The organism is Microcystis panniformis FACHB-1757 (assembly GCF_001264245.1).
Classification (GTDB): domain Bacteria; phylum Cyanobacteriota; class Cyanobacteriia; order Cyanobacteriales; family Microcystaceae; genus Microcystis; species Microcystis panniformis.
This window is the reverse complement of sequence record NZ_CP011339.1, coordinates 4,512,229-4,538,265: the sequence shown is the minus strand read 5'-3', so window position 1 is coordinate 4,538,265 and position 26,037 is coordinate 4,512,229. Positions and strand designations below refer to the sequence as shown.

The 26,037-nt window shown below is 42.9% G+C and carries 12 protein-coding genes; 2 read left to right on the top strand and 10 right to left on the bottom strand.

All coding sequences use genetic code 11. From position 1 onward, the window contains the following. Positions 1-47: 47 nt before the first annotated feature. The 8 genes from VL20_RS21600 to VL20_RS21565 all read right to left on the bottom strand — a co-directional run bounded on the left by VL20_RS21600 (position 48) and on the right by VL20_RS21565 (position 18,400). The gene (locus VL20_RS21600) at positions 48-653 is read right to left on the bottom strand and encodes an isoprenylcysteine carboxyl methyltransferase family protein (protein WP_002731647.1); all 606 of its coding nucleotides are present in this window, start codon (positions 651-653) and stop codon (positions 48-50) included. Between the two features lie 12 nt (positions 654-665). Further along, positions 666-1,841 (bottom strand): type III polyketide synthase, encoded by a 1,176-nt coding sequence (locus tag VL20_RS21595; RefSeq protein WP_052277747.1) that lies wholly within the window; start codon positions 1,839-1,841, stop codon positions 666-668. 47 nt (positions 1,842-1,888) lie between these two features. Beyond that, positions 1,889-3,208 carry a flavin-containing monooxygenase gene (locus VL20_RS21590; RefSeq protein WP_004158563.1) on the bottom strand — a complete coding sequence of 440 codons (1,320 nt, stop codon included), beginning with the start codon at positions 3,206-3,208 and terminating at the stop codon, positions 1,889-1,891. 28 nt (positions 3,209-3,236) lie between these two features. After that, complete coding sequence (locus VL20_RS21585; RefSeq protein WP_052277746.1) at positions 3,237-7,199, bottom strand: type I polyketide synthase; 3,963 nt, start codon at positions 7,197-7,199, stop codon at positions 3,237-3,239. Positions 7,200-7,239: 40 nt separating this feature from the next. Continuing rightward, entirely contained in the window at positions 7,240-12,684 is a 5,445-nt protein-coding gene (locus VL20_RS21580) for a type I polyketide synthase (RefSeq protein ID WP_052277745.1), read from the bottom strand. Positions 12,685-12,879: 195 nt separating this feature from the next. Further along, positions 12,880-16,689 (bottom strand): AMP-binding protein, encoded by a 3,810-nt coding sequence (locus VL20_RS21575; RefSeq protein ID WP_052277744.1) that lies wholly within the window; start codon positions 16,687-16,689, stop codon positions 12,880-12,882. An 87-nt stretch (positions 16,690-16,776) separates the two neighbouring features. Then, complete coding sequence (locus VL20_RS21570; RefSeq protein WP_052277743.1) at positions 16,777-17,439, bottom strand: nitroreductase family protein; 663 nt, start codon at positions 17,437-17,439, stop codon at positions 16,777-16,779. A 31-nt stretch (positions 17,440-17,470) separates the two neighbouring features. Next, the gene (locus VL20_RS21565) at positions 17,471-18,400 is read right to left on the bottom strand and encodes a VOC family protein (protein WP_002741315.1); all 930 of its coding nucleotides are present in this window, start codon (positions 18,398-18,400) and stop codon (positions 17,471-17,473) included. 341 nt (positions 18,401-18,741) lie between these two features. Here VL20_RS21565 and VL20_RS21560 point away from each other — a divergent pair, with 341 nt between their 5' ends. Next, entirely contained in the window at positions 18,742-20,184 is a 1,443-nt protein-coding gene (locus VL20_RS21560; RefSeq protein ID WP_052277742.1) for an AAA-like domain-containing protein, read from the top strand. On the opposite strand, the gene VL20_RS21555 is transcribed toward VL20_RS21560, so the two are convergent. Next, a complete protein-coding gene (locus tag VL20_RS21555; protein ID WP_052277741.1) occupies positions 20,181-22,898 on the bottom strand; it encodes an AAA-like domain-containing protein in 2,718 nt (905 codons plus the stop codon). The two genes, VL20_RS21560 and VL20_RS21555, sit on opposite strands and share 4 nt — an antisense overlap. Positions 22,899-23,626: 728 nt before the next feature. After that, positions 23,627-24,514 (bottom strand): helix-turn-helix domain-containing protein, encoded by an 888-nt coding sequence (locus tag VL20_RS21550; RefSeq protein WP_052277740.1) that lies wholly within the window; start codon positions 24,512-24,514, stop codon positions 23,627-23,629. Between the two features lie 328 nt (positions 24,515-24,842). Between VL20_RS21550 and carA the strand changes: the two genes are divergently transcribed. Further along, the gene (carA, locus tag VL20_RS21545) at positions 24,843-25,991 is read left to right on the top strand and encodes a glutamine-hydrolyzing carbamoyl-phosphate synthase small subunit (protein ID WP_052277739.1); all 1,149 of its coding nucleotides are present in this window, start codon (positions 24,843-24,845) and stop codon (positions 25,989-25,991) included. Positions 25,992-26,037 lie beyond the last annotated feature (46 nt).

The following is a 26,037-nucleotide window of genomic DNA, read 5'->3' as shown; positions in this document are numbered from 1 at the left end:
GGGGTAATTAAAGGGCCGTAGGGAACCGGCCCTGCTATCCGTGGCAATTAACTTTTAAGCGGTTGCTGTTTGCGAGAGAAAATTGCGCTAAAACTAGGAATAAAACGGGGAGTATTGGCGAAAACTGCTTGATAATTGGTGTCTTGACTCAAAGCTTCTTCTTCAGCCGGAATGCGTTGGATTAATAACCAAGCATTCAGGAGACTAAAGACTATAGATGTCAGATAAGCGGTATGAAACAAGGGAACCACCGCTAATTCCGTGATCATGGCCCACCAGTTAGGATGACGGATATATTGATAAATGCCATTGTCGATCACGGGTGTCTGAGGAACCGTGACCACCTGATGAATCCAGCGATCGCCCAAGGCTTCAATGGAGGCATAGCGGAGCTTTTGAGCTAAAAAAGTAGTAATTAGGGAAAATAAAGCCAATGCTGGAATAAAAGGTCGATCGAGCAGATAAACTTCCCCGATCATGCAAAGCATCCAGCTAGATTGGAAAATCTTGACGAATCCCACATAATTAGAACTATGCAGTTTGCCACCTTCCGCTAAGACTTTGGCCATATTCTGTTTACTCAGACGAGTAACGCGCACTCGTTGGACAATAATGTAACTAATCAGGGCAATGAAAACTATTTGGCTTAACATCCTTAAATATCCTTAGAATTGAACTAAAATGGCTTCTTGAGCAAATCCAGGCCCCATGGAAATTATTAATCCGTAGGAACCCGTGGGAGGATGGGGACGGGAGAGGGTTTCATCGAGAATGCAGAGGATAGTAGCAGAGGCAATATTGCCAATTTCTGCCAAAATATCCCAACTAACCTGTAAAACATCCGGTTCTAACTGAAATTCTTCAACTATTGCATCGAGAATCTTTGGACCCCCCGGATGCACCATCCAACAGACAATTTCCTCGAGGGAAACTCCTGTTTTTTCCAGTAAAGATGTCACCGCTTTTCTCACCCCACCCTTGACGTAATCAGAGACTTCTGGGCGAAGAATTTGGCGAAAACCGTAGTCTGTTAAAGGTAATGCCATTAAATGCTCTGTGTGGGGCATTAACAGCGATTGAGTGCCGATAATCTTCAGTTTTGCTTTACCTTGCTTGACTAAGGGATGTTCATCTCCCGCTAAGAGAACCGTGCCGACTCCATCGCCAAATAAAGCCGCTACCACAAGGGTCATAATGATATTGCTATATTGAGACGGATCTTCGGGTAATTGTCCCAATAATCCCGTTAAATCGCCATGAATTGACCCTTGCCAAAGGCCAGAGGAGGGATCGGTGGTAAACAAAATCGCTGCTTCGGTGGGATGTCCTTGCAGATAATCGTTTACTCTGGCTAATCCTTGGGCGCCTCCCAAACAGCCGACACCCGATAACGCTTGCCGCTTGATATCGAGGGAAAAATCTAGACGATTGAGGAGTAAACTTTCTAGGGAAGGAACGGAAGGAAGAACAGTAACGGAGGTAACTAGGGAGATTTCTTTGGGAGAAAGAGCGGCTTTTTTGAGCAAATTAGTTACTGTCGATGTTACTAAATCCATAGTTAGATCGACCATTTGACGAACGGTTTGGGCGAGTCCGGGAGGATTATCGGCATCGAATTCATCTAGGGGAATAGTGAAGTATCGCCCTTGAATTTTGACATTACTGAAAAAACGATGAATTTGTTCTAAATCAAAAAAGGTTTGTTCCTGGAAGTCGAGTTGATTTTCTCGGCAATAATCTTGAAGAAGATTAGCACAATGATTTCTGATATTGACTTCTAGAACTTCTTGGGGATAGTAATGTTCTGGAAAACCAGTAGCTGTCTCAATAATGTAGGGCATTGGATTTAAGATAGAGGGATTTCAGGGGGTTAATTATGGTGGGAGATTTAAGCCAGTAATCGGCGAGCTAATCCTTGGGCTTGGCGTATATAACCCAATTTGTCAATCACTAAGGAGTGAGTACCGCTATGGTGTTTATTGTCGGCGCTTAAATTGGCACTAATTTGACGTTTTAGCTTTTCAAATTTATAGACAAACCGGGATTTTTTATCCTGAGCTTGTAGATAAGCGGCCACTAAATTACTTTGTTCTTCAAATACTCGCCAGTGGGTGCCAGTGGGATGAACCATTCCGATGACAAACAGGTTATTTTCCTCTGGGTGAAAAACATTCATATAGAGGTTAGGCTGGGTGGTTCCTTCTTGCCAATTTAAATCAGATTTGTCAATAAAAGAAAATTCAATTTTGTAACCAGTGGCGTAGATAATCAGATCAATTTCTTCTGTACTGCCATCGGCAAAAATAACTTTCTTTCCGTCTAATTGTTGAATATTAGGCTTATGGGTGACATCTCCATGCACATAATAACGATAGATTTGTTGGTCACTGTTGGGAATAATTAGACCGTTACTTTTACAGTCTGTAGGAATATTGAGTTTTTTGAGATTAACTCCTTGTAAGAATAGAGCTATTGGTGATAATAAAGCCATCATTTTCATGTGTTCTTGGGCTGGAATTAGATTCATGATTGGCGTGTTAATCATCACCCATTCTGGGGGCAAACCGAACAAAAATTTCGGCATACAGAGAAAGCCACGACGGGTACTATGGAAAGTTTTACTGCCATTGATAGCCGCTTCGACGACTAAATCCATGGCTGATTGTCCCGCTCCAACTACTAGGACTTTTTTAGCATTTAGTTGAGCGGGATTATCATAATCTTTTGAATGGATAATTTCCCCGTCAAAATGCCCAGAAAATTGAGGAATATTCGGTTTACTATGATAACCACTAGCGATTAAAACTCCTCGGTATCGTCTGGTTTCTTGGTTGCTAAGGGTGACATCCCAAAAGTTACCCACCTTTTTTACTTTCTCCACGCTGAGATTAAATTCCATGAAATCATAGAGATTGAAATGAGCGGCATAATTGCGAAGATATTCATAGACTAACCGATGATTGGGATAATCTGGGTAATCTTTTGGCATGGGAAAATCGGAAAAAGGTTGTGTGGTTTTATGACCAATCAGATGTGTATTTTTATACATTGGACTATCGGGACGATCATAAATCCAAATACCCCCAACATCCTGGGCAGATTCGATAACATTAAAGGGAATTTTGGCTTTGCTTAAGGCTCTAGCCGCCGCTAATCCTGCGGCACCAGCCCCAATAATACAGTATTGCTCTTTGTAATCTAAAGTCATGATTTTTCTCCCTTGAATAGTTGGTTGATTAGGCAGTCATTTGTTCAGGAAACTCTCGTAAACTTTGGCCAATTATTTTCATAATTTTCTCCGTATGTTGATTGATAAAGAAATGTCCTCCCGGTAAGGTATGCAGGACAAAATCTTGATTGGTTTGCAGTTGCCATTGTTGTAATTGATCGGCAGAAACCTTGGCATCGTTGTGGCCTCCAAAAACGGTAATAGGACAATTTAAGGGTTGACCTTGTTGATAAGAATAGGTCTCTAGGAGTTTGAAATCTGCTCGTAAAATTGGCAAAAAAGCCGCCATTAAATCGGGATTTTTGAGGAGAGTTTCTGGGGTTCCTTGAAAATGACCTAAAGCTGTTAAAAATTGCTCATCTCCCAGACGATGAATGGGTAAATCAGGATTGACAATTTGAGGCGCTCGAAATCCAGACATAAATAAATGTTGGGGTAGATTTTGCCGAGTTTTAGCCAATTCTCTGGTTAATTCAAAACTGATTAAAGAACCCATGCTATGACCAAAAAAAGCATAAGGTTGGTCTAAATAGGGAGTCAGAATCGGAATGAGACGATTAATCAGGGATTTTAGCGATGTAATCGCAGTTTCCTGAAGACGCGTTTCGCGTCCGGGTAGTTGAATCGCCCACAATTCCACTTGCTTGGGGCAGTAATTCAGCCAATTTTGGAATAGGGAGGCACCCCCACCGGCGTAGGGAAAACAAAATAGACGAATGTGGGCGTTAGGATTAGCTTGTTTGCGAATTAGCCAAAGTTTCGGATCATTAGAGATATTTTCGGCTTTAGTCGTCTTGATTGGTTTTTTCTGTTTTGAGGGGAGAGGAGTTTTGTGGCTAGTTGCAGGTTGGGAATTTTGGGTGATTAAGTTGAATATTTGCGGTAAAAACTGCTCAATACTCAATCCCGCTAGGTATTCCACGGGAACAATAATTTTTAAATCCTCCTCTAGTTGACGTCGTAATTGACTGGACATGAGAGAATCTAAGCCTAAACTAGAGAGCGGTTGCTTGGTATGTAGCTTGACCACGGATAAACCAGTAATCTGTTCTAAAACACCGATAATGTAGGTTTCTAGTTGTTTAAGCTGTTTCTCTGCGGGTGTGGCCAACAAAGAGTCAAGGGTAATTAGATGACCAGAAGATGATGCAGTGGTGGTTTTGACAACTTCTGGCGGTTGCGGCGGTGTTTCTAGGAGATATTTCGACAATTTAGGCAATAATTGCGCTTCTTCTGGGGTCAAGTCGCCTGTTTTTAGCCAATAACTACTTCTTTCAAAGGTGTAGGTCGGTAAGATACAGGGTTTACTGTCTTGATTGGCCGTTATCTCTTGCCAATTCAGGGCGAATCCCCGCAGATAAAGCTGACTGACACTCTCGAGGATCTGTTGTCGGTCAGAGGTTTGACGACGCAAACTGGGCAACCAAAGACAAGAATAATTTTTATCCAGTAGGCTGCCCATGCCCGATAAAACGGGATGGGAGCCGCATTCGACAAATAGCTCATAACCGTTGTCCAGTAAGGTTTTTATCCCATCGGCAAAGCGAACAGAAGACCGGAGATGACGACACCAATAATCGGGAGTAGTGACCTCAAAATTGACTAACTTGCCATTAAGGTTAGAAATTAAGGCTCGTTGGGGGGGATGATAGGTGATAGTTTCAGCAATTTGTCGGAACTCGTCTAAAATCTCCTCCATCAGAGGGGAATGAAAGGCTTGAGAGACATTTAACCGGGTAATTTTCAGATTTTTGACCTGAAGCTGTTTTACCAGGGTTTCTATGGTCTCTGCAGCACCGGACAGGACAATATTATCCTGACCATTAATAGCGGCAATAGCGACCTGAGATTGATAGGGGGCAATTAAGGGAATAATTTCAGCTTCACTAGCCGAGATAACGACCATTGAACCACTTTTTCCCACAGAATCCATCAATTTAGCCCGATAGAAGACTAATTTTAAGGCATCTTCTAAACTAAAGACTCCAGCAACACAGGCGGCCACATATTCCCCTAAACTATGACCCATAACCCCATGGGGGGCAATTCCCCAGGATTCCCAGAGTTTAAAAAGGGCGTATTCGAGAGCAAATAGGGCAGGTTGGCTGTAAAAAGTTTGATTGAGATGATTTTCTTGGTCAATAATCTCCGTTAGGCAATAGTCGCCATATTGACGGAGAATCTGATCACAGCGATCGAGTGTTTGACGAAATAGAGGATAGGATTGGTATAGTTCCCTTCCCATACCGGGGTATTGAGAACCCTGTCCTGGAAATAGAAAGGCAATTTTTGCCCGATTTTTGCCACTAAATTCACTTTTTTGGCGAAAAGAACTCGGTTCACCCTGAACAAAAGCGGTTAATTTTTCTTGAAGTTGGCAGTGACTAGAGACAACACAGGTGAAACGATGGGGTAATTGGGAGCGACTGCGATTGCTAGTAGCACAAATGGAGCTTAAAGCAATATTTTTCGCATTTTCTAGGTAATTTGCGTATTTTTGGGCTAGTTTGATTAAAGCCGATTCGGTCTTGGCTGAGAGGGTGAACAGATAGGGCGATGAATCAGGTGCCGCAGTCGTTTGAGGTTCGTAAGGGTATTCTTCGAGAATAATATGGGCATTAGTGCCATTTAAGCCAAAAGAACTAACTCCAGCTAAACGAGCAGAATTTTCACTAACCCATTCACGGTTTTTAGTCGGAACTTTCAGCGGTTGATTTTCCCAGTCTAGATGGGGTGTCGGTTGCTGGAAGTGGAGATGGGGGGCAATTTGTCGATGTTGCAAGCATAAAATCACTTTCATCAGTCCGGCAATACCAGCGGCCGCTTCTAGATGGCCGATATTAGTTTTGACGGAACTAACCCAAACCGGTTGGGGATTTTTAGCAAAAACTGTCGATAATGCACCTAATTCAATGGGATCGCCCAAAGAAGTGCCAGTTCCATGGGCTTCAATATAGCTAATGTCCTCTGGCTTTACCTGAGCATTTTTTAAAGCCTGACGAATCAATTGTTCTTGACTAAGTTGATTGGGAACTGTTAAACCGCTACTCGTACCGCCATGGTTAACGGCCGAACCTTTAATTAGTCCTAAAATCAAGTTATTATCCCGAATAGCCGCAGATAAAGACTTTAAAACTATAATACCGCCGCCTTCTCCCCGCACATAGCCATTCGCTGTTCTATCAAAGGTTTTACAACGACCGTCAGGAGACAACATCTGGGCGCGGGATTCCATGATAGTAACGAAGGGAGTTAACATTAGGTTGACTCCCCCGGCTAGGGCAACTTCACACTCGTTATTGCGTAAACTTTGGCAAGCTAAATGAACAGCGACTAAAGAGGAGGCACAAGCAGTATCAACCGTTAAAGTTGGGCCATGAAATCCAAAAAGATAGGATAAACGTCCCGAAGCTACACTTTTAGCATTTCCCGTTCCCGTATAGGCATCAATCAGAGCGGGATGATGGCTAAAATGGGAGTAATCTTGAGTCATCATGCCGATAAATACCCCCGTTTGACTTCCTCGCCGATTTAAGGGTGATATTCCCGCATTTTCCAGAGCTTCCCAGGCTAGTTCCAGCAGTAATCGCTGTTGCGGATCCATTTGTGCCACCTCCCGGGGAGAAAGACCAAAAAAATCAGCGTCAAATTGATCTATCGGTTGATTTAAGAAGCCACCGTGACGGGTATAGACTTTTCCCCTTGCATCGGGCTTAGGATCGTAATAATTGTCAATATTCCAGCGTTGCGGCGGAATTTCGCTGATGGCATCGGTTCCTGATTGCAATAATTCCCAAAAAGTTTCCGGTGAATTAGCTCCCTGGGGAAAGCGACAGGACATACCAATAATTGCAATTGGTTCATTCTTAGCTTTTTCTAGGGTATGTAGCTTAGTTTTTAAGACCTTAATTTGATTTAAGGCATCTTTTATTAAGCTCATTTGATCAGTTTTGGCAGGTGTTTGTGTCATGGTAAACAGGTTATTTAGATAGGGTTTGAGGTCTGCTTTTCTAACTTAAGGAATTTAACTCCTGTAGCAGTAAATCGGACAATTCTTCTAGGGATAAATCTTCTTCGTTGAGGGGATCAAGATTGCTATCTTGATTTGCTCCTATTGCTAAGGGTTTTAAACTAAAGTCAAGGTCAATAACTTCAGCTACCAGATAATCGACCAAACTGGTCACTGTTGGGTATTTAAAAGTGATAGTTGCCGCCAGAGATTTACCTAAATCGTTGGCTAAACGATTGCGTAATTCCACCGTCATTAAAGAACCCATTCCCAACTCAAAAAAACCTTGGTCAACTTGGGTAAATTCTCTAGCCGGAATAGCGAGAATTTCCGCTACAATCCCTTGAACATGAGCAGTCAAAGCCGCAAAACGCTCCTCAATTGGTACTGTCCTTAAGACATCAATAAAATTATTGTCTGGGGTTAATTTTGGGGCTGAAAAACTTTGGAAATCTCGTAATAAAGGCGGAATTTTTTGATTCTCGAAACTGTTAAAAAAGCTATTCCAATTGAGAGAAGCGACAGTTACCTGTGTCCGAGAAGTCGTCAGCAATGTTTCGAGGAGATGCAAACATTTTTGGGGATCAAGAGGGGTAAAACCCTGTTTAATTAGCCTTTTTTTCGCTTTTTCGCCTAAATTTTCGGCCATACCACCCTCTGCCCAGGGACCCCAATTAATGGTCAGGGCCGGCAGTCCTTGCGCTTGACGATAATGAGCTAGACTATCTAAAAAGGCATTAGCACTAGCATAATTACTCTGTCCAGAAGACCCTAACACCGAGGCCATCGAGGAAAAATTAATAAACCAGTCTAAATCAACTTCTTGACTGAGGAGATGCAAATTCCAAGCTCCGAGTATTTTGGGGGAAAAGACGCGCTCAAATTTCTCCCAAGTCTGTTTGGATAAGCTGGCATCCTCTAACACCCCGGCCGTGTGAATAATGCCTTTTAAAGGGGGTAACTGTTGCTCGATTATCTCAAAAGCCCGACGCATTTGGCCAAAGTCGCTAACGTCGGCGGCAAAAACTTCTACATTGGTTCCCTCTTGTCGCCATTGGTCTATAATTGGTTGGGTTTCTGGAGTTATTCCCCGGCGACTCAGTAAGACGAGGGATTTTGCTCCTTTTTTCCTTAACCAATTAGCCACTTGCTGCCCTAAGGCCCCTAGACCACCAGTAATAAGATAGGTGGCATTTTCGGCAATTTCTCGGTTTTTTAGCGACGATTTCGGGATAAACCGCCCTAAACGAGCCACATAGCTCTGGCCTTGCCGCCAAACGATTTGATTTTCCTCCTCCGAACTTTGTAAAGATTGGAACACCTCTAGGGCTAAGGTGTGGCTATCCTGAAATTTATCTCCATCTAGACACAGACAGCGCAATTCTGGGTATTCTAGGGCAATAGTCCGTCCTAATCCCCAGAGGGAACTTTGGGCAAGGGCAATCACTGTGGGCTGAGAAGGAATGTATTGAGCCGATTGGGTGACAATATAGAGGCGAGGAGAGTAATTAACCTCTATTTTGCCTAGTTCTTGCACTATTTCCAGCAAAGTTCCACAAATTCGCTCCTGAGTGACGGCTAGGTTTTGATTATTTTCTAAAGCTTGGTCGTCATCGATTCCCCAGAGATAAATTAGACCTTGATAGGGTTTTTTGAGGAAATATTGCCAAGTCTGGCGATTGTTTTCGGTGATAAGTTGGCATCTATGCCCTTGTTGCGCCAATTTTTCGGCTAATTGTTGCCCTACTCCCTTTTTGTCAGCAAAAATTAACCAATCTCCTGTTTCTATCCAATCCATTCCCGTCAAGTCCGTGGCTTGCCAAGTAATTTCGTATAAACTATCCTTGAGGTCGTTGGTCTGGGAAAAGAGGGTTTCTGGCCGGACCTGTTGAAAAGTTAATCCGTCAATTTGGCTAATTAATTGACCCGATTCGCTGAAAATAGTCAAATCAGCGATTAAGATGCCGTTTTGCAAATTGCTATGGCTGAAGCGACCATGACAGTATATAGAGGTGTCCTTAACTCCCGAAAAGGTCAATCGGTCAATATTAGTGGGAAGATAGGTGCTATTCCCTGCGGGAAATAGTGCCGACATAGCGTGAAAGCAACCATCAAGTAAGACAGGATGTAGCTGGTAATCCACCGCTTGCGAGAGTAGATGGGAAGAAAGTTGAATTTTTGCGACAATTTCGGACTGATTGCGGTAAAGTTCCTGGATAACTCGAAAACTTTCCCCATAGTTCACTCCTTTACTTAAACAGTCCTGATAATGCTGTGCAATTTCGATTTTTTGGTGACAACGGTTCCGGATATCTGTCCAATTGCAGCTGGGTAAGTCCTGGTTTTCATTGGTTAAATTACCGGATAGATGCAGTAGGGAAACTTCCTCTTCCCCAAGACTGAGAATCTGAAATTGTCCCCCCGCTAGTAAGCTTAACTGTACCTTTTTACTCTGGTTGTCTGAGAAAATTAAGGGTCGATTCAGACTCAATTGACCAATAGTAAACTGCTGATTGGGATATTGTTGACCAGCTGCCACTATAATCATCTCTAGATAGGCTGCGGCTGGGAAAACTACCTGGCCAAAAACTTGATGTTCTTGCAGATAGCTGGGATAGCAGGGAGAAAGAGAGGATTGATAGTGAACATCCTTTGACCCCAATAGATGCAGCGGTTGCTGTAGGAGAGGGTGGAAAGCTGCCGCCACTGTCGGGGTTTTTAGCTGAGAATCAATGTAATCTAACCAATAGCGTTTTCTTTGGAAGGGATAGGTAGGTAAGGTGATTTTTTCGCGTAAATAATCCAGGTCGAATCCATTCCAGTCAATTTTGACCCCTTTTACATAAAGGGTTGCTAAACTTTGGAGTAGGGTTTCCCAATTCGACTGTTTTGGGGATAAACTAGCTAACCAGAGACCTTGGTCGGGGAGATTTTGCTGACCTAGGCTAATTAAGGTGGTTTTGGCGCCAATTTCTAGGAATATTTCCGTATTTAACTCTCCTAATCTTTCTATACCCCGGGCAAACTCTACGGGAGACAGTAGATGATTAACCCAATATTGGGAAGTTGCTATCTCTGCATCGATAACATCCCCAGTCAGGTTAGAAATAAGGGGGAGACGCGGGGAATTATAGGTGATAGTTTCGGCAATCTTGGCAAATTCCCCCACCATACCCGTCATTAAGGGAGAATGGAAAGCATGGGAAACCGCTAAAGTCTGACTTTCAATGCCTCTCTGATTAAAGTTAGCGATTAAATGGTTAATAGCCTCAGTTTCACCAGAAATGACCGTATTTTCTCGACTATTGACCGCAGCAATGGTACAGATGCCCCTAATCTTCCTGAGATGATTGGTCACGCTGTCGGAATCGGTAAAAATTGCCGCCATTATGCCGTTTTTCGGTAATGTCTGCATTAAGCGTCCCCGATGGGCAATTAACTTCAAACCGTCTTCTAAGCTAAAGACTCCCGCTAAACAAGCGGCCACATATTCCCCTAAACTATGACCGATGAGAGCATCGGGTTTCACTCCCCAAGATAACCAGAGTTGGGCGAGGGCATATTCCAGAGAAAATAGGGTAATTTGACTGTAAAAAGTCTGATTAATCAACTGACTGGTTTTTTCGTCCCCATATAACACTTGCAGTAAGGATTTCACCCCATGGCTCCGTAAAATTTCGTCACATTTCTCTAAAGTTTGGCGAAAAGTCGGTTGCGTTTCGTAGAGTTCCCTAGCCATTCCGGGATATTGTGAACCCTCTCCCGTACACATAAAAGCCAGTTTAGGGGCTTTTTTCGAGGTTAAAAGACTTTTTTGACCTGAAAAGCGATTTTCACCCCTAATAAAGTCTTTTAAAGCTTGCTCAAGCTGTTTTTGAGCCAGAAAGGGAATAGCTAAACGATGCTCAAAATGCGATCGCCCAGTATTAGCGGTATAGGCCACATTTGCCATGACCGTCTGGGAATTTTGACCGAAAAAATCGTAGTAGCGTTGAGCTAATTCGCGTAAGGCCGGCTCACTTTTCGCCGAAAGGGTAATTAAATGACAAGGACGTTCTAAATGAGGTTTTTCGTCACCAAGCCGCTCAAAATTGCTTTCCTCAACGATTAAATGGACGTTAGTGCCACTCATCCCGAAAGCGCTCACTCCAGCCCGTCGGACTCCTTCTCTGACCAACCAGGGGGTAAGAGTGGTGGGGATTTTGACTGGCAGTTTTTCCCAGGGAATATAGGGATTAGGGTTCTTAAAATGAAGATTAGGGGTGATTTGCTGATTTTGTAGCTGTAAAACTGTCTTAATTAACGCCGCAATCCCCGCAGCTCCTTCCAGATGCCCCATATTAGTTTTCCCGGTTCCCAAAATCAGGGGATTATCTTGGCTATGACCCCGGCCATAAATTTTCCCTAAGGATAAAACCTCGATGGGATCTCCTAAAGATGAACCTGTACCGTGAACTTCGACGTATTGCAGATCTTTAGGTTGAATTTTCGCTCTTTCGAGGGCTTGTCTGAGTAAAGCTTCCTGTGCCTGACCATTGGGGGCGGTTAAGCCATTACTTTTTCCATCGTGATTGACAGCCGAACCGCGAATTTGGGCGAAAATAAGATTGCCATCTCGGAGAGCATCACTGAGACGTTTTAAGACCACGACACCGCAACCTTCGCCCCGACCATAACCATCGGCCGAAGCATCAAAGGTTTTACTGCGACCCTGGGGAGAAACGGCTTTTAATTTACAATTACTAATCGCAGTGGCCGGGGTTAACATCAGATTCACACCCCCCGCTAAAGCGAGATTACATTCTTGGCCGCGCAGACTTTGACAGGCCAAATGTACTGCCAAGAGGGAGGAGGAACAGGCCGTATCAATTTGCAGAGTCGGACCGTGAAACCCAAATAGATAAGAGATTCTGCCGACGGCAATAGCGCGACTGTTTCCTAAACTGTTGTAAGCATCAATGTGATTGACTACGCCTTGATGAAAACACAATTGGGCATAATCATCGCGACAAATGCCCATAAATACGCCAGTTTGACTATTAATCAAACTTTCTGGCGCAATAGCCGCATTTTCTAGGGATTCCCAACAGACTTCTAACAGTAACCGTTGTTGCGGATCCATGGCGGCGGCTTCCCGGGGTGAGATGCCGAAGAAAGCTGGGTCAAATTCGTCAACTTTGTCTAAAAATGCCCCTTCCCGACTATACATTTTCCCCGGAACATCGGCATCTTGGTGATAATAATCGGCAATATTCCAACGTTCTAGGGGAATTTCTGTTACTGCATCGATGCCATTAACCAATAACTGCCAATAACTTGCGGAATCATTGACTCCTGCGGGAAAACGACAGCCCATACCCACAATAGCGATGGGTTCGGTTTGCGCTTTGACCATTGCATCGAGGTGTTTGTATTGTTCTAAAAAAGCTTGTTTTTGTTGATTCATCTTCCTAACAACTCTTGTCTTGTTATGTCACGTCACTTTCATCTCAGGTTATGCTTGGGAAAAAGTCACGGATAAGCAGGAAAAACCTTGATACTGTCGGGATGGGAAAATTTAGTGGCATAGTCACAATTGTCCCCGTGACTCCGAGGTGGGGGATAGGTCAAGGGAAATTAGCTATCCTATCCCCACCAGCGATTAACTAAAGAAGGCAGAGATTTCTTCTTCGGATATTTGGGGTAAAACTGCTAAAATTTCGCTTTTTTCTCGATTATTTGCCGATTCAGCCCCAGTATTGCTTTGATTAATCTGGTTAGCTAAATATTCTGCCAAACTATCAATAGTGGGATAATTCCAAACAATGGTGGCTTCGACGGGGATTCCCGACCAATCGGCCAGATCTTGGGCTAATTCCACGGCAAAAATTGAATCTAAGCCAAAATCAGCAAAAGACTGGCTGGTTTGGATAGTGGCTGGATTGACCTTTAATTTCTGGTGTAACCAATTACTTAACCACATTTCCACCTTTTCGGGAGTTTGTTGGCTAAGAAGGGACTTTTTCGGACTAGAGGGGCTATTTACTCGGTCTTGCCGCGGTTGACTAGCAATTTCGACCAGAGAAGTTTCAGCTTGAGGATGAGTCTGTTTAGCTTCTGGTTCCAACGTCAATAACTCGTCGAGTTGATAATCGGAACCCTCTAGACGTTGTTCGATATCATCAATAGATTGAGTATAATCGAGGATACGATCGCGGATAGTTGCCACCGAAGAAGCAAAGTTTTCTTCGGGTGTTCCCCGGAGAGCTTTCTGCACAGATAAATCAAACTGCAATTGACTCCAAGCTAGGGCATGACTGTACTTTTCCCCGGGGTGAATTTGGGACATTTTCGCCGTTGTTGCTACTAAAGCGGCGTAACAACCCAATTCTCCGATTAAAGAATAGGCCCAAGCTAAGGCGGCAGAACGATCACCCCAGAGATTAGACTGGAGACAACGCTGATTAATAGATTGGGCAGTGCTGTGGAGTTGCAGGGCAATCTCGGGCGCTTCCAGAACTTTTGTCAGAAATTCGCCTAATTTGTCCGTATGGGTGATACTTTTGCCCAAAAAGATTTTCAAACTTTCGTTAGGACCTTCGCCAATTCGTAAAACTCTGGCATCCCGGAGAATTTGCGGGGCAAGATTAGTTTCCATGTAACCTCTACCCCCGAGCATCTGAACGAGACTATCGGCCGCTTCCCAGAGGTAATCAGCCCCCGTAATCTTGGCAATAACGGCCATTTCCCTGGGAACGGCAACTTTTTGGTCTAAGGCGGTGGTAATACACTTTAAGAGACTGGACAAGGCCACCGTAGCCCCAGTTAAATGGTCAAAACGGGCTAAAGTAATCGGACTTTCTAGCAATTTACCTGTAGCGATCGAACGACGGCTGGCATAACGTAACATTAATTGTAAACAGCGTTTCATGCCGCCAACTCCCATCATGCCAATACCTAAACGGGCATAAAGTAAAGCATCGTCGGCGGGTTCAGTGCCATTGCCCAATTCTCCCAGCAATTGCTCTTTAGTGACTAAAACATCCTCAAAATAGATGGCATTTTGCATAATTCCCCGTAATCCCATAGTTAGGGATTCAGGTCCCAAACGCAGACCGGGGGTGCCTTGACGGACAAGAAAACCTGTCAAACCGTTATTCCCCGGTTCTTCCGAATCAAGCAAACGGACAAAAACATTAATCATTCCGGCCCAAGCAGAACCATTCCAACGCTTAAGGCCGCGAATTCGCCATTTATCTCGACCATCCGGCACTGCAACGGTACTAATTGCCCCGATATTCGCTCCTGCTTCCGGTTCCGTCATGCCAAAGGAGGATAATTGTCTTCCTGTCGCTAAAAGAGGTAATAATTCTTGCTTGAGGGAAATAGTCCCGTAGTTGAGCAGCGGACGGATACCTAAGCTGTTATTGAGACTGACCATCGTCGCCAAGGTTAAATCAATGGCGGCTAATTGTTCCATCACCTGCAAAAAATTGCGATTATTAAGGGCTATTCCCCCGTATTCTTCGGGAATCTGCATTCCCATCAGTCCTTGATTGCCAAAATCCATGACAATATAGGGCGGCACACAACGACGGTCATCAATCAGATGGGAATTAATGCGAGTTTTGGCGTAATCTCGCAACCAAGTCAAGATTTGCTCGGTTTTTTCTTGACTAGCGGTTGTGGGGTCAGCTTGGTGACTGCTGAGGGGGGGGGTTAGCGTCGGCATAGGAGATGAAATTAGTGGAAGTTGCTGGTTTAAATACTGTTGACGGCAAGCGTGGCGTTGAATTTTGCCGCTAGAAGTTTTGGACAGAGATGCGGGTTTGATAAAAGCGATATCATAAACTTGCAATTCGTGTTCTTGAAAAACCGCTCGACGAACTGCTTCTAGGGCTTTTTGCTGGTTAAAACGGCGAATTGCCGTTCTTTCCACCTCTTGAACCAGGACTAACTTTTCTTCTGCCTCGATTTCTACGGTAAAGGCGGCAGTTCCACTGGGGCAAAAGTCGGGATAGCATTGTTCTACGGTCTGTTCGATATCCTGGGGATAGTAGTTACCACCGCGAATAATCATCAGGTCTTTCAAGCGTCCGGTGATGTATAGTTGACCCTGATGAATAAAACCTAAATCCCCTGTACGCAAATAAAAACCCTGTCCAGTATCGGCGATAACTGCTTGAAAAGTTTTTTCTGTAGCTTCGGGATGTTGCCAATAGCCCTGGGCAACGGTTTTGCCTTTCACCCAAATTTCTCCCACCTGCTGGGAGGGACAGCGTTGACAGGTTTCAGGATTAACAATGGCAATTTCTGTGTCGATTTCTGTTTGTCCACAACTGACTAAGGATTGAGAATTTGGGCTTTTTTCCGTAAAAACGATTTGATGACGGTTTAACGCGGCTTTTTCAACCCAGCAGATTTGAGGAACTTGATTTTTCCTGACAGCAGCAACTTTTAAGGTGGCCTCGGCTAAACCATAACCCGGACAAAAAGCGGCAAACTCAAAACCACAGGGGGCAAATTTACGAGCAAATTCGCTTAAAATTTCTATTCTGACGGTTTCTGCGCCATTTATAGCCACTTTCCAACTGCTTAAGTCTAAATCCGTCAGCTGCTCCTCTTTAATCTTGTCAAGACAACGTTTATAGGCAAAATTAGGGGCGGCAGTGTGGGTGGCTCTGTATTTGCTGATGGCATTTAACCAACCGAAAGGACGTTGTAAAAAGGAAACCGGAGACATGAGATAACAGGGAAATCCTCGATAAAAAGGCAGTAAAATACCATAAATTAGCCCCATATCATGAAAAGTTGGCAACCATGTCACCATAACGCTCTTTTCATCCTGTTCCCCGTCTAAATCTAATATTCCAGAAGCAATATCTCGGAGGTTATTCAAAAGATTCTCGTGATTGACCATCACTCCTTTGGGAGTCCCCGTGGAACCAGAGGTGTATTGTAAAAAGGCTAAGGTCTCTGGTTTTATCTGAGTGGGGTGGTCTTCGGCTAAACTTTTGCCGATTAAGCTATCCGTAGCTAGAAAGGGAATGTCTCTGTCTAGTTGCCTTTTTAATTGGTCTAATTCCGATTGTGTGCTTAAAAGTAAGCTTGCTTGCGAATTGTTAAGAATAGAAGTTAAGCGAGCCATCTTTTGGTTTTTCTTGGGCAAATTAACTGGAATTGCCACTACTCCTGCTAATAAACAGCCGAAAAACCCAGTAATAAACTCTAATCCCGAAGGGTATGCTAATAAAACTCGTTCCCCCGGTAATAGGATGGATTGGAGACTATTGGCAATCGCTTGCGCTTCTAGAAATAATTCCCCGTAGGTAAGGCGTTTTTCTTCGGTTTCGCCATCGACTAAAAAGGTATAAGCAGTTTTTTGGGGTTGATATTGGGCGCGATAACGAATAATATCGACTAAACTGCTTATTTCTGACAAATTAAGCTTAGTATCTAAACAAAGAGCCATTTTTTTACTCCTTAAATGGAATCGAATACAAAGATTTAATCCTCTCGCACCGGGACAAGTTTCTGGTGACGGGGGGCGACGGTCACTCTAGGGGTGATTTGGGCTTAAATTAAAGGTTTCTCCGTAAATTTCGCCATAGCAGAGCTTCTGAGTCCCAAAACGTCCCCCATACTCGCTCAAGGGTTCATCAGCGTATCCCAAGGCTAAGAGACAACAGACATCGACCGTATCGGGAATTTGGAAATACTCGCGCAAGGGTTCAGCCACAAATCCTTCTAGGGGACAACTATCCACCCCCAAGCTTTGCGCCGCTATCATGAGATAAGTAACCGCAATCATAACTTGTCGGTTGCTCCAAGCTTCTGGAGACTGATAACAGGGTTTAAATTGGAAAAAAGGCGGAATGGCCATGTGCATGAACTTGGCCCGTTTTTCGGAAATCGTCCCCTCTTGTTTTCCTAACTCAATTACTTGATTAATGTAACCACGATGGTTAACTTGGCGATCGCCACAACAGATTAAAACCACGGGTGCATCGACCAATTTATCTTGTTCAAAGCCGAATTCTCGCAATTTTGCCTTATTTTCTGGTTCTCTAACCACTATAAATCGCCATGGTTGCAAATTATAACTAGAGGGAGCTTGGAATCCTAAACGAAAAATTTCGGCTAAAATTTCTTCGGGAATGGCATCGGTGCGAAATTTACGAGTAGAGCGTCTTTTTTGAAATATTTCAGCAATATTCATCATCTAAACCCTTTTATGAGACGTTTTCAACGGTTTAACCTAAAAAACTTTCGGGAATCGCCGGTCCCCATTGATAGAGAATATCTAACCCACCCGCATGAAGTTCTGGCTCGGTGGTTTGCTCGAAAAGATCCCCATCGGTAAAATGTTCAATGAGGCTACCGAAAGGATCTTGCCAATAGTCAAACACTTGACTTCCCAACAAATGGCGACCAATACCCCACACAGGAGTCCATCCTTTTTCTCGTAACCAATCGTGGCCGATTTTAATAGAGTCAAAATCTTGCACCTCGAAGGCAGTATGATGGACTTTGGGGTGAGAACCTTGCAACATGGCGATGGTGTGATGATCAACCCATTCCTCTCCCCGTTGACAACGAAGAAAACCCCCGACTCGTAAACTGGGATGGCCGTAATAAATTAAATCTGTTGCTTTTAAGCCAAAAGTCTGCTGATACCAGTGATAGCTTTCCTCAAAGTCTTTGACATCAATAGCTAGATGACCTAGACGTAAAATAGGTGCGGGTTCTTTTTTCGGCCTTTGGGTGCGACCTAAACGGGTTTTCCGACTAGCGTGATTCCATTCTAGGGGTTCAGGAATCGGCAAAGGTTCCACTTCCTCGATACCATAGACCAATTCTAGGTTAAAACCGTTGGGGTCAATAATTTTGATGCGCTGACCACCGCCGGGGGTGAACAGGGTTTCCACGGTCGAAGCGGAGGCTAAAGTGGCTAGTTCATGTAAGACGGATTCTGATGTCGCTTCTAGGGCAAAACTGACAAATTTAGCTTCTTTTCCCCATTCTACGACATAGACAAACTGTTTTTTGCCTCTAGCTCGCATATACAAGGCTGTATCGGTTTTAACTGCGGTAATCAGGCCAAAATCCCTCAAAAAACGTTCGCACAGGTCTAAATCCGGATGTTGATAGGTAACGTAGGCAATATCAGCAATTTTAGTCATAGTCGGTCATCCAGTAGAGTTGTCTAATTCGGCACAAAATAGCCAGACAGATATCGGTCAAAGTGCTGCCATAGCAAGGGGAAAAAGACTATTTAAGAAAATCTGAACTTTGTTGTGGTTGATTATGGCATTGTGGGTACACCCACAGTCAAAGGCTAATTTTTCTTGCCCTCAATTGCTATCCCAGACTGGAGTGTGAGTAACTTGGGGGTGGAGAAAAACCTTGGGGAACTTCGGGGTTTTGCGGAAAATTTTTTTGAGAGATGTGGTCAAGGTTGTCTAGAGTACCTCGTTAAATTGGACTTATTGAGAAAATATTCACACTAATTGAGAATAAACAAATGTCTAGAAAAGTTACTTATGGGGATATTCCCAGGCAAAGAACCAAATATCTACTTAATGCTCTGTTAAAGTTTGCTAACTACGAGGTGGATAATTGTGAAAATCTGGCTATTAAATTTAGCTGGATTAATGAGAAAAAATTGAAAATTCAAGCCGAACTTAATGCTTTAGAAATGCTGACAGAAAAATGTGGTCAAAAGCTGGAGTCATGGCAAATTCGGGATGCTTTGACGGAATATCTTAACGAAAAGTTTTTAGGTATTTTGGAAGATCATCGTCTCAATAATCAAGGAAAAATTCGTACTTTTCAAATTACTTTTTGGCAACGGGGTCATGATATTTTAACTAACCTAAGGAGCTTTGATCAAGAGTGGGCAAACAAAAGTAAACATCAATCTCCCGCAATTGCTGCTATTCTCTCCTCTTTAGATGAGGAAAAACAACAGGATTATCAGACATATATTAAGGATTATGTGAAACGTCCACCTCTGGAGGAAAATTGTCTCAAAGTTCTTCAGCAAGAACAATCGTTGCTAAGAATTCGCGCACCTCATAATAGTGGCAAAACCCGTTTAGTTAATTGGTTAGTCCATCATCTCAAACAAGATAATTATCAACCAGTTATCATTGATTGTGAGGAGGAAAAAGCTACTATTGCCCTTAGTTGTGAAGACTTGCTGCTGTCGATTTGTCGTACCATTACCCAAGAATTAAAGATTAACGAATCTCTTCTCGATAAATTTTGGTCTCGTCCCGGAACTCCTGCCCACAAAACTCGACGATATTTAGAAGAATATGTTCTCCAACCCAGCGCTAATCCTCTGGTTTTTGTCTTTGAAAAATTTGATACAATTTTGGAAACTGAAACAATCGGTAATGAAATTTGTGGTATTCTCAGAAGTTGGCATGAAAGACGTTCCCAACCTTGGCGGAAACTGCGCTTAATTATTATTCATTCAACGGAATTTTATAGCAACTACGATTTTTATGCCTCTCCCTTAATTGGTGTAGGTTATGTGGCTAGTTTATCGGATTTTAATGCGGAACAAGTTCTCACTTTCGCTCAAGTTAATGGCATTAATTGGACGTTATCAGATGTTCATAAGGTCATGAACTTAGTGGGAGGTAATCCTTATTTAATTAAGTTAATCTTGGTAAAATTGCAAGAAGGGAAGTCTCTAGAAAAGGTTCTAGATGATGCCTTGCAGGGACGAGAGCCATTTCAAAGTCATTTTTTCCTACTGATGAGATATCTGAAAAGTAATGCTAACCTACGGAATATTTTTAGGCAAATTCTTCAGAAAAAAGCTCTGACTCCGGCTCAAATGAAAGGAGAATCTGTCCAATTTTTGGAACGATTGGGACTGATCCACAAAAGTTATGATAACCTAGAGGTTCGTTGCAATTTGTATCAAGTATATTTTGACGACTTGCTTGATTAGTCTCGTTGAGATTCCAATTGAAACTGAATTGAGTTTTCAAGTTTTGCTTCTAACTTACTCTTAACCCTGACAGTAATTGGTTCTCGATTAGATTCGGATTCATTATCTACAAACCTGAGAGAATTGCCTGAGGTCAAACTGGCCGAAAGATTGAGGTTTTCTAAATGTTCTTGTATCAACTCTGAAGAAATTTTATTCTGGGATTGCAAGGCTCTAATAGCAGCTATAAATGATTGGGCTGCATCATAACTGGTAGCGGTTCGCCAACTAATATCTTCTTTCCATAAAGCTTGAGCATCTCTGACAAAATTTTGGGACTTAATTAGATGGGAAAACCAAGGCACAGCCAAAACTAAATTATCAATAAATTTACCGCTATCAACCAACATTTCATGTTCATACATGGAATGACTCCCTAAAAGAACTAGCTTATTTTTCAGTTCTAAAGTGGTGCTGGTATTCAACTGTTCAAGAGTATGGGATAATTCTACTACCACAGAAGCTGATTCCAAACTGGGAAATAAGACAATTCCTCTAACTTGATCTTGGGAAAATGCTTTTAAAACTTCTGCGTCAATATCTAGGGAAGATGATAAATCAATTACTTTAGTGATTTTACCGCCTTTTTTTTGGAAAGCTTGATGAAACTCTTGAGTAAGTTCTTGGCTATCAATCTGGTTAGAATTATTAAAAACAATTACCTTATCTAGATCATGTTGGCTGGCATAATTAGCTAAAGTTTCACCAATTTTTTCATTGGTGATAACGGTTCTAAAAAAGTATTCACTCTCAATTACATTCGAGGAACTTGTAGAAGAAATTAAAGTAATTTTGGCTCTTTCATAGATAGGTAAAGCTGCTAAGGTGGCTTCACTAGAATAATGTCCAATTACTCCAATAACTTTGGGGTCTTTAACGATTTCCTTGGCGACTATCTTAGCAACTTTTTCATCATTATTATCATTGGCAATAACGATGTTTAAAAATAAATTATTCGCACTGGTCGGTAATTGGCTATTAAATAAATATTGTGCTTGAGCAATCCCTTTAAGGATTTCTTGGGAAATTTCATTTTTTTTGCCACTAGGAATAACCACCGCCAAAGTCACATAATTATTACTTAAATAAGCGATAGCATTATTATAATAAATCAAGGTTTCTGCATCTTCAGGATGAGCAAAATAGGCTTTTTTGAATAACTGTTTAGCTTCCAAATAATTAGCATTTTTAAAAGCCAAAATACCCCGATCTTTATAAAAGTTTTCCTGTTTAATAAGTAGCTTTTTTTCGCCTTGGCTAAATAGTTCAGGCTCCTTAGTATAGGGAATTTTATAAAAGTAAGGTAACAGCCATGAATGGTAGAATCCCAACCCAAGTAAACCTGTAACAATGCTAGTAAATATTCCCGCTGCTAACATAAATAAACGAGATTGTTTTTGACGAGTAATGCTTTCAGAGGCTGCTAAAAAACGATAATCGATACTATCTAATTCTTTATCTTCTTGCCATTTTTTAGATTCCTCTAACTTTTTACCTGTCAGTAAACAATTTGTATCGGTAAAATTTGAGTCTTCCCACTTAGCAATTTCCGATTGATAAGGACGACTAGCTGCTAATACATTATATAAACATTTTTGATTAAAAATTGCCTGATAAATAGCATTAGCCACTCTAAGATAGCCCTGATTATCGACGATAACTAATCCAGATAGCAATAATTCATCATGTTCTGGTGTGTTACTCGCTTTCACCAATTTACCTTTTAAAAGGTTGGCATAAACCCTTAGTAAATACCCTTGGTCAGGATGATAAATAAGTCGCTCTCTTATACTTGATAAAAAAGCAGGTTCATCTTTTTTTTCCCAGTTATCAATAATGTGTTTATAAACAAAATCTCGCATCCAAGCTGATAAGAGAGACCGAGGTATTTGAACTTTAAACTTGGCCATTAAATAACACAATTTTTGAGTGAGAAAAGGTTGACCATTAGTCCAGCTAAAAATTTCTTGTAGAATTTCTTGAGGGGACACACCCAACCCTTCTAGTCCCTGCATCAAGGGTTGACAGTTATCTTCTAACGACAGTCCATTTAATTCAATTGCTTTACCAATATTGAAAGGAGTTCTTTGACTATCCTGAATTAATTGATTGGGGGTAGCCGTGCCAATTAAAACAAATGAAATACGATTAAAATCTGAATTAATAACTCGCTTTTCATGACAAGACCTAAGGTAAGCAAAAAAGTCATCAGTAGCAAAAGGTAGTTTTCTAACCACATCAATTTCATCAATAAAAATAACAATGCTGGTTGAAATTTTTCTCAATAAAATTTCTTTAATAAATTGTCTAAGTAACCCAACATTAGAAACAGATTGACTGGCGATCCAAGATTCTAAATCCGTCATGTTTAGGTTTAATTGTTCGGCAATTTCAAGAATTAAGGAATGATACCAGCTAGATTGATCTACTGATGTCCCCAATTCATTTAAGTCTATACGGGAACAGGCAACTCCTTGGGCTTCAATTTGAGTTTGGATGCGTACCGTCAAACTCGACTTGCCCATTTTGCGAGAATTGAAAATATAACAATACTGACTGTTCATCAGAGCTTGGTACAATTCCAGATCAGCCCTTCTATCCACATAGCTTGGATCGGAAGGAGATAAGGTACTAGAAAACTTATAAACATTCTCGGCGGTTGCGTTTTCTTGCATATTTCGGTATTTTATTGACCAGATAACCAAAACTTGGGTAAGTAATACCAGTTTGAACTACACTAACCCCGGTGATAAATCCAGAAAAAACCGCGCTCACTCATAGCCGATTATTGGTAAGCTAGTTCTACTCTGAATGAAATTGGCATATTTTCTTAGGGTAAACTCATCGGAAATTTTGGGTCTGAAACCCCGCCGTTCTAGGTTGGCTTTACGTTAGAATTAAAAGGCCAGTCTCGAAAACCAAGTGGACGGCGCAGCACCGTTCGGCTGATCTCACGGCCGAAGCCTTGAAAACTCGGCTTAGGGGGTTCCGACCAGAAAAGCTTGGCCGGGTAAAAAGTCGCGCGCAACAAGTACAAGAAGCTAAGTACCTAGGCAAAATTATTTACACATGACGATCATTGCCCCGTAAGGGTTTTAGCTCGATCGGGCAGGTAATTAATTTTGCATGACTACTTATAGGCGGTCAACGTACCGTGGGACACACGGAATCGGGCTTCTGAAATGGGGCGAAAGTCTGTGGACTCTGTGTAAGACAGTACATGGTTTTTTAACTGTGGTATGCGACGGTGGTGGAAGCAGAAACTTAAATCGTGAGGTTTAGGAATCGCCGCCCTAAAAGTGCGGCGAGGATGTCAACTAAGCTGAACTCTCTCAACTGCGCGAGTCTCCACCCTCAGCAAAGGGTTCGGAGGAGACTGAAAAGTCTCCTATCCCCTAATTCCCTACTCTAAAGCGTAGATACGACCATCCATGAGCAGACGGGTGATCCCTTTAGCTTCCAGTTGAGCGTGAGCTTTTTCGATCAGGCGACCGTCGGGAACTTTAATCACTTTTTCCTTGCGCTTGGAGAAACGGCGAGCGATGCGATGACTTTCAAAGATGGGGAGAGTGCGCTGCTGGATTTCCTGAGGGGGAACCTTACCCAATTCGGCAAAATCCTTGAGGGGACGGGTGATTAATTCGGCAGCGCGATCAATGACCAAGTAACAGGTTTTGGGAAAAGCCGCCGCCGAGAGGGGTAATATCTGTAATTGGGCTGTTTTAACGATAGTCGGGCCTAAATAGCTCCCCGCTAGTTCCTCCTCCTCCTCGTCTTCATCTTCATCTTCATCCTCCTCTTCATCCCAATCCTCGTCAAGCTCATCTTCCTCCTCCTCTTCCTCGATAGCTTCGACGAAAAACTCGTTTAAATTAGCGTCTTCTAGTGGTTTATCGCCATTAATTTCTATATATTCCGAATTATCTGCTTCTGGCGGGTAAGAGGTATCCATTAACAGGGTTAATTGTTCCACAGAAGCGATCGGTTGCTGAAAAGCCTGCTCATCCTTAGCTGCGATGTGGGCTGCCCGAAAACTAATCACCTCGATCGCTTTTTCTGGTAAATCCGCTGCTGCTCCCTCCTCCTCGAGGCCACGAGGATTGCGGGCCAAGCGTTTTTTCTGGATTAACTGCTCGTATTCCTCGCCAGAAAAAGAATTTTTGAGAAAACGACTGACCGTAGAACTACTCACGCCATAACGCTCGGCTAACGTGGAAGTGGTGGCCTCCGTTTCCCGATAAAGCTTAAGAATTTCTTTTTTCGTGGCATCAGTCAGTTTTCTTGCACTCATATTACTTATATAGTTATTTTTTAAGCGATAGGATCTTGCCGATGGCTAGTCAGGGGAAACGGGAGCATCTCACCTTTGTAACCCCTAAATCAGGTTTTTATGTCAAGCTATTTTGAAAGCCTTGCTGGAAACCAGTTTTAGGGATAAGTATAATTACTCACTTGCATAAATTGAGATGCTCCCGGGGAAACTGTTGTCTTTGAGCGGACGTACTCTTAATCATAAAACGCTCTAGCCAATTAAAACTAAGCAATTCGTTTTCTAGTCCCTGTTCTAGTCTATCCTTGACTTCTGTTTCTCACCACTACTCAAGATTAAAAAATTGACAATGATATCAAGTGCTGCTAGTCAAAAAGCCTTATTAGTTCTAGCCGATGGTACAGTTTACGAGGGTTATTCCTTCGGCTCCCAGGGAACCACCGTCGGCGAAGTTGTCTTTAACACAGGGATGACCGGTTATCAGGAAGTCCTCACCGATCCCAGTTATGCTGGTCAAATCGTCACTTTTACCTATCCAGAATTGGGAAATACGGGGGTTAACCCCGAGGATGAGGAGTCAATTCGTCCCCAGGTGAAAGGAGCGATCGCCAAAAATATCTGCCCCCGGCCCAGTAATTGGCGTTCTAGCCAATCCCTACCGGATTATCTGGCCGCTCATCATGTTATTGGCATCTATGGCATCGATACCCGCTCCCTGACCCGCAAAATTCGCTCGGTTGGGGCGATGAATGGGGCAATTTCGACGGAAATACTCGATTATCATGATTTACTGCGGCTGGTGCAGGCGGCCCCCAGTATGGCGGGGTTAAATCTCGTTAAAGAAGTTACCACCAAGGAAGTGTACGAATGGACGACTCCCACCCCGTCCGCCTGGGAATTTGCGCCAATTGATAGTGATCAAGAACCGTTAACGGTGGTGGCGATCGATTTTGGCATCAAACGCAATATTCTCCGGCGTTTAGCCAGCTACGGTTGTCGGGTGATCGTGGTTCCCGCTGACACTCCCCCGGAAAAAATCGCCGCCTATAATCCCGATGGTATTTTCTTTTCTAACGGACCGGGAGATCCAGCGGCTGTCACCGAAGGAATTGCCCTAGCCAAGCAACTTTTGCAAGGGGAAAAACCCACTTTTGGCATCTGTATGGGTCATCAAATTTTAGGCCTATCCCTAGGGGCAGAAACCTTTAAACTAAAATTTGGCCATCGCGGGTTAAATCAACCCTGTGGACTGCAGCAACAGGTGGAAATTACCAGTCAGAATCACGGTTTTGCCGTGCAGGAGGCATCTTTAAATCCGCAAGTGGAGATTACCCATCTCAACCTCAATGATCGCACCGTAGCGGGTTTAAAACACAAGTCTCTGCCCTTTTTCTCGGTACAATACCACCCCGAGGCCAGTCCCGGCCCCCACGATGCCGATTATCTGTTTGGCCAATTTGTCGACTTAATGCGGCAAGCAAAAAAGGATCGGGCGTAAATTTTTAGGATATACTAGGGTTTTGATTTTTACGGCTCTAGAGCTA

What these genes read in the sequence shown, in the direction of transcription:
- VL20_RS21600 (WP_002731647.1), bottom strand. Translation starts at nt 653, where the DNA reads ATGTTAAGCCAAATAGTTTTCATTGCCCTGATTAGTTACATTATTGTC.
- VL20_RS21595 (WP_052277747.1), bottom strand. Translation starts at nt 1,841, where the DNA reads ATGCCCTACATTATTGAGACAGCTACTGGTTTTCCAGAACATTACTAT.
- VL20_RS21590 (WP_004158563.1), bottom strand. Translation starts at nt 3,208, where the DNA reads ATGACTTTAGATTACAAAGAGCAATACTGTATTATTGGGGCTGGTGCC.
- VL20_RS21585 (WP_052277746.1), bottom strand. Translation starts at nt 7,199, where the DNA reads ATGACACAAACACCTGCCAAAACTGATCAAATGAGCTTAATAAAAGAT.
- VL20_RS21580 (WP_052277745.1), bottom strand. Translation starts at nt 12,684, where the DNA reads ATGAATCAACAAAAACAAGCTTTTTTAGAACAATACAAACACCTCGAT.
- VL20_RS21575 (WP_052277744.1), bottom strand. Translation starts at nt 16,689, where the DNA reads ATGGCTCTTTGTTTAGATACTAAGCTTAATTTGTCAGAAATAAGCAGT.
- VL20_RS21570 (WP_052277743.1), bottom strand. Translation starts at nt 17,439, where the DNA reads ATGATGAATATTGCTGAAATATTTCAAAAAAGACGCTCTACTCGTAAA.
- VL20_RS21565 (WP_002741315.1), bottom strand. Translation starts at nt 18,400, where the DNA reads ATGACTAAAATTGCTGATATTGCCTACGTTACCTATCAACATCCGGAT.
- VL20_RS21560 (WP_052277742.1), top strand. Translation starts at nt 18,742, where the DNA reads ATGTCTAGAAAAGTTACTTATGGGGATATTCCCAGGCAAAGAACCAAA.
- VL20_RS21555 (WP_052277741.1), bottom strand. Translation starts at nt 22,898, where the DNA reads ATGCAAGAAAACGCAACCGCCGAGAATGTTTATAAGTTTTCTAGTACC.
- VL20_RS21550 (WP_052277740.1), bottom strand. Translation starts at nt 24,514, where the DNA reads ATGAGTGCAAGAAAACTGACTGATGCCACGAAAAAAGAAATTCTTAAG.
- carA (WP_052277739.1), top strand. Translation starts at nt 24,843, where the DNA reads ATGATATCAAGTGCTGCTAGTCAAAAAGCCTTATTAGTTCTAGCCGAT.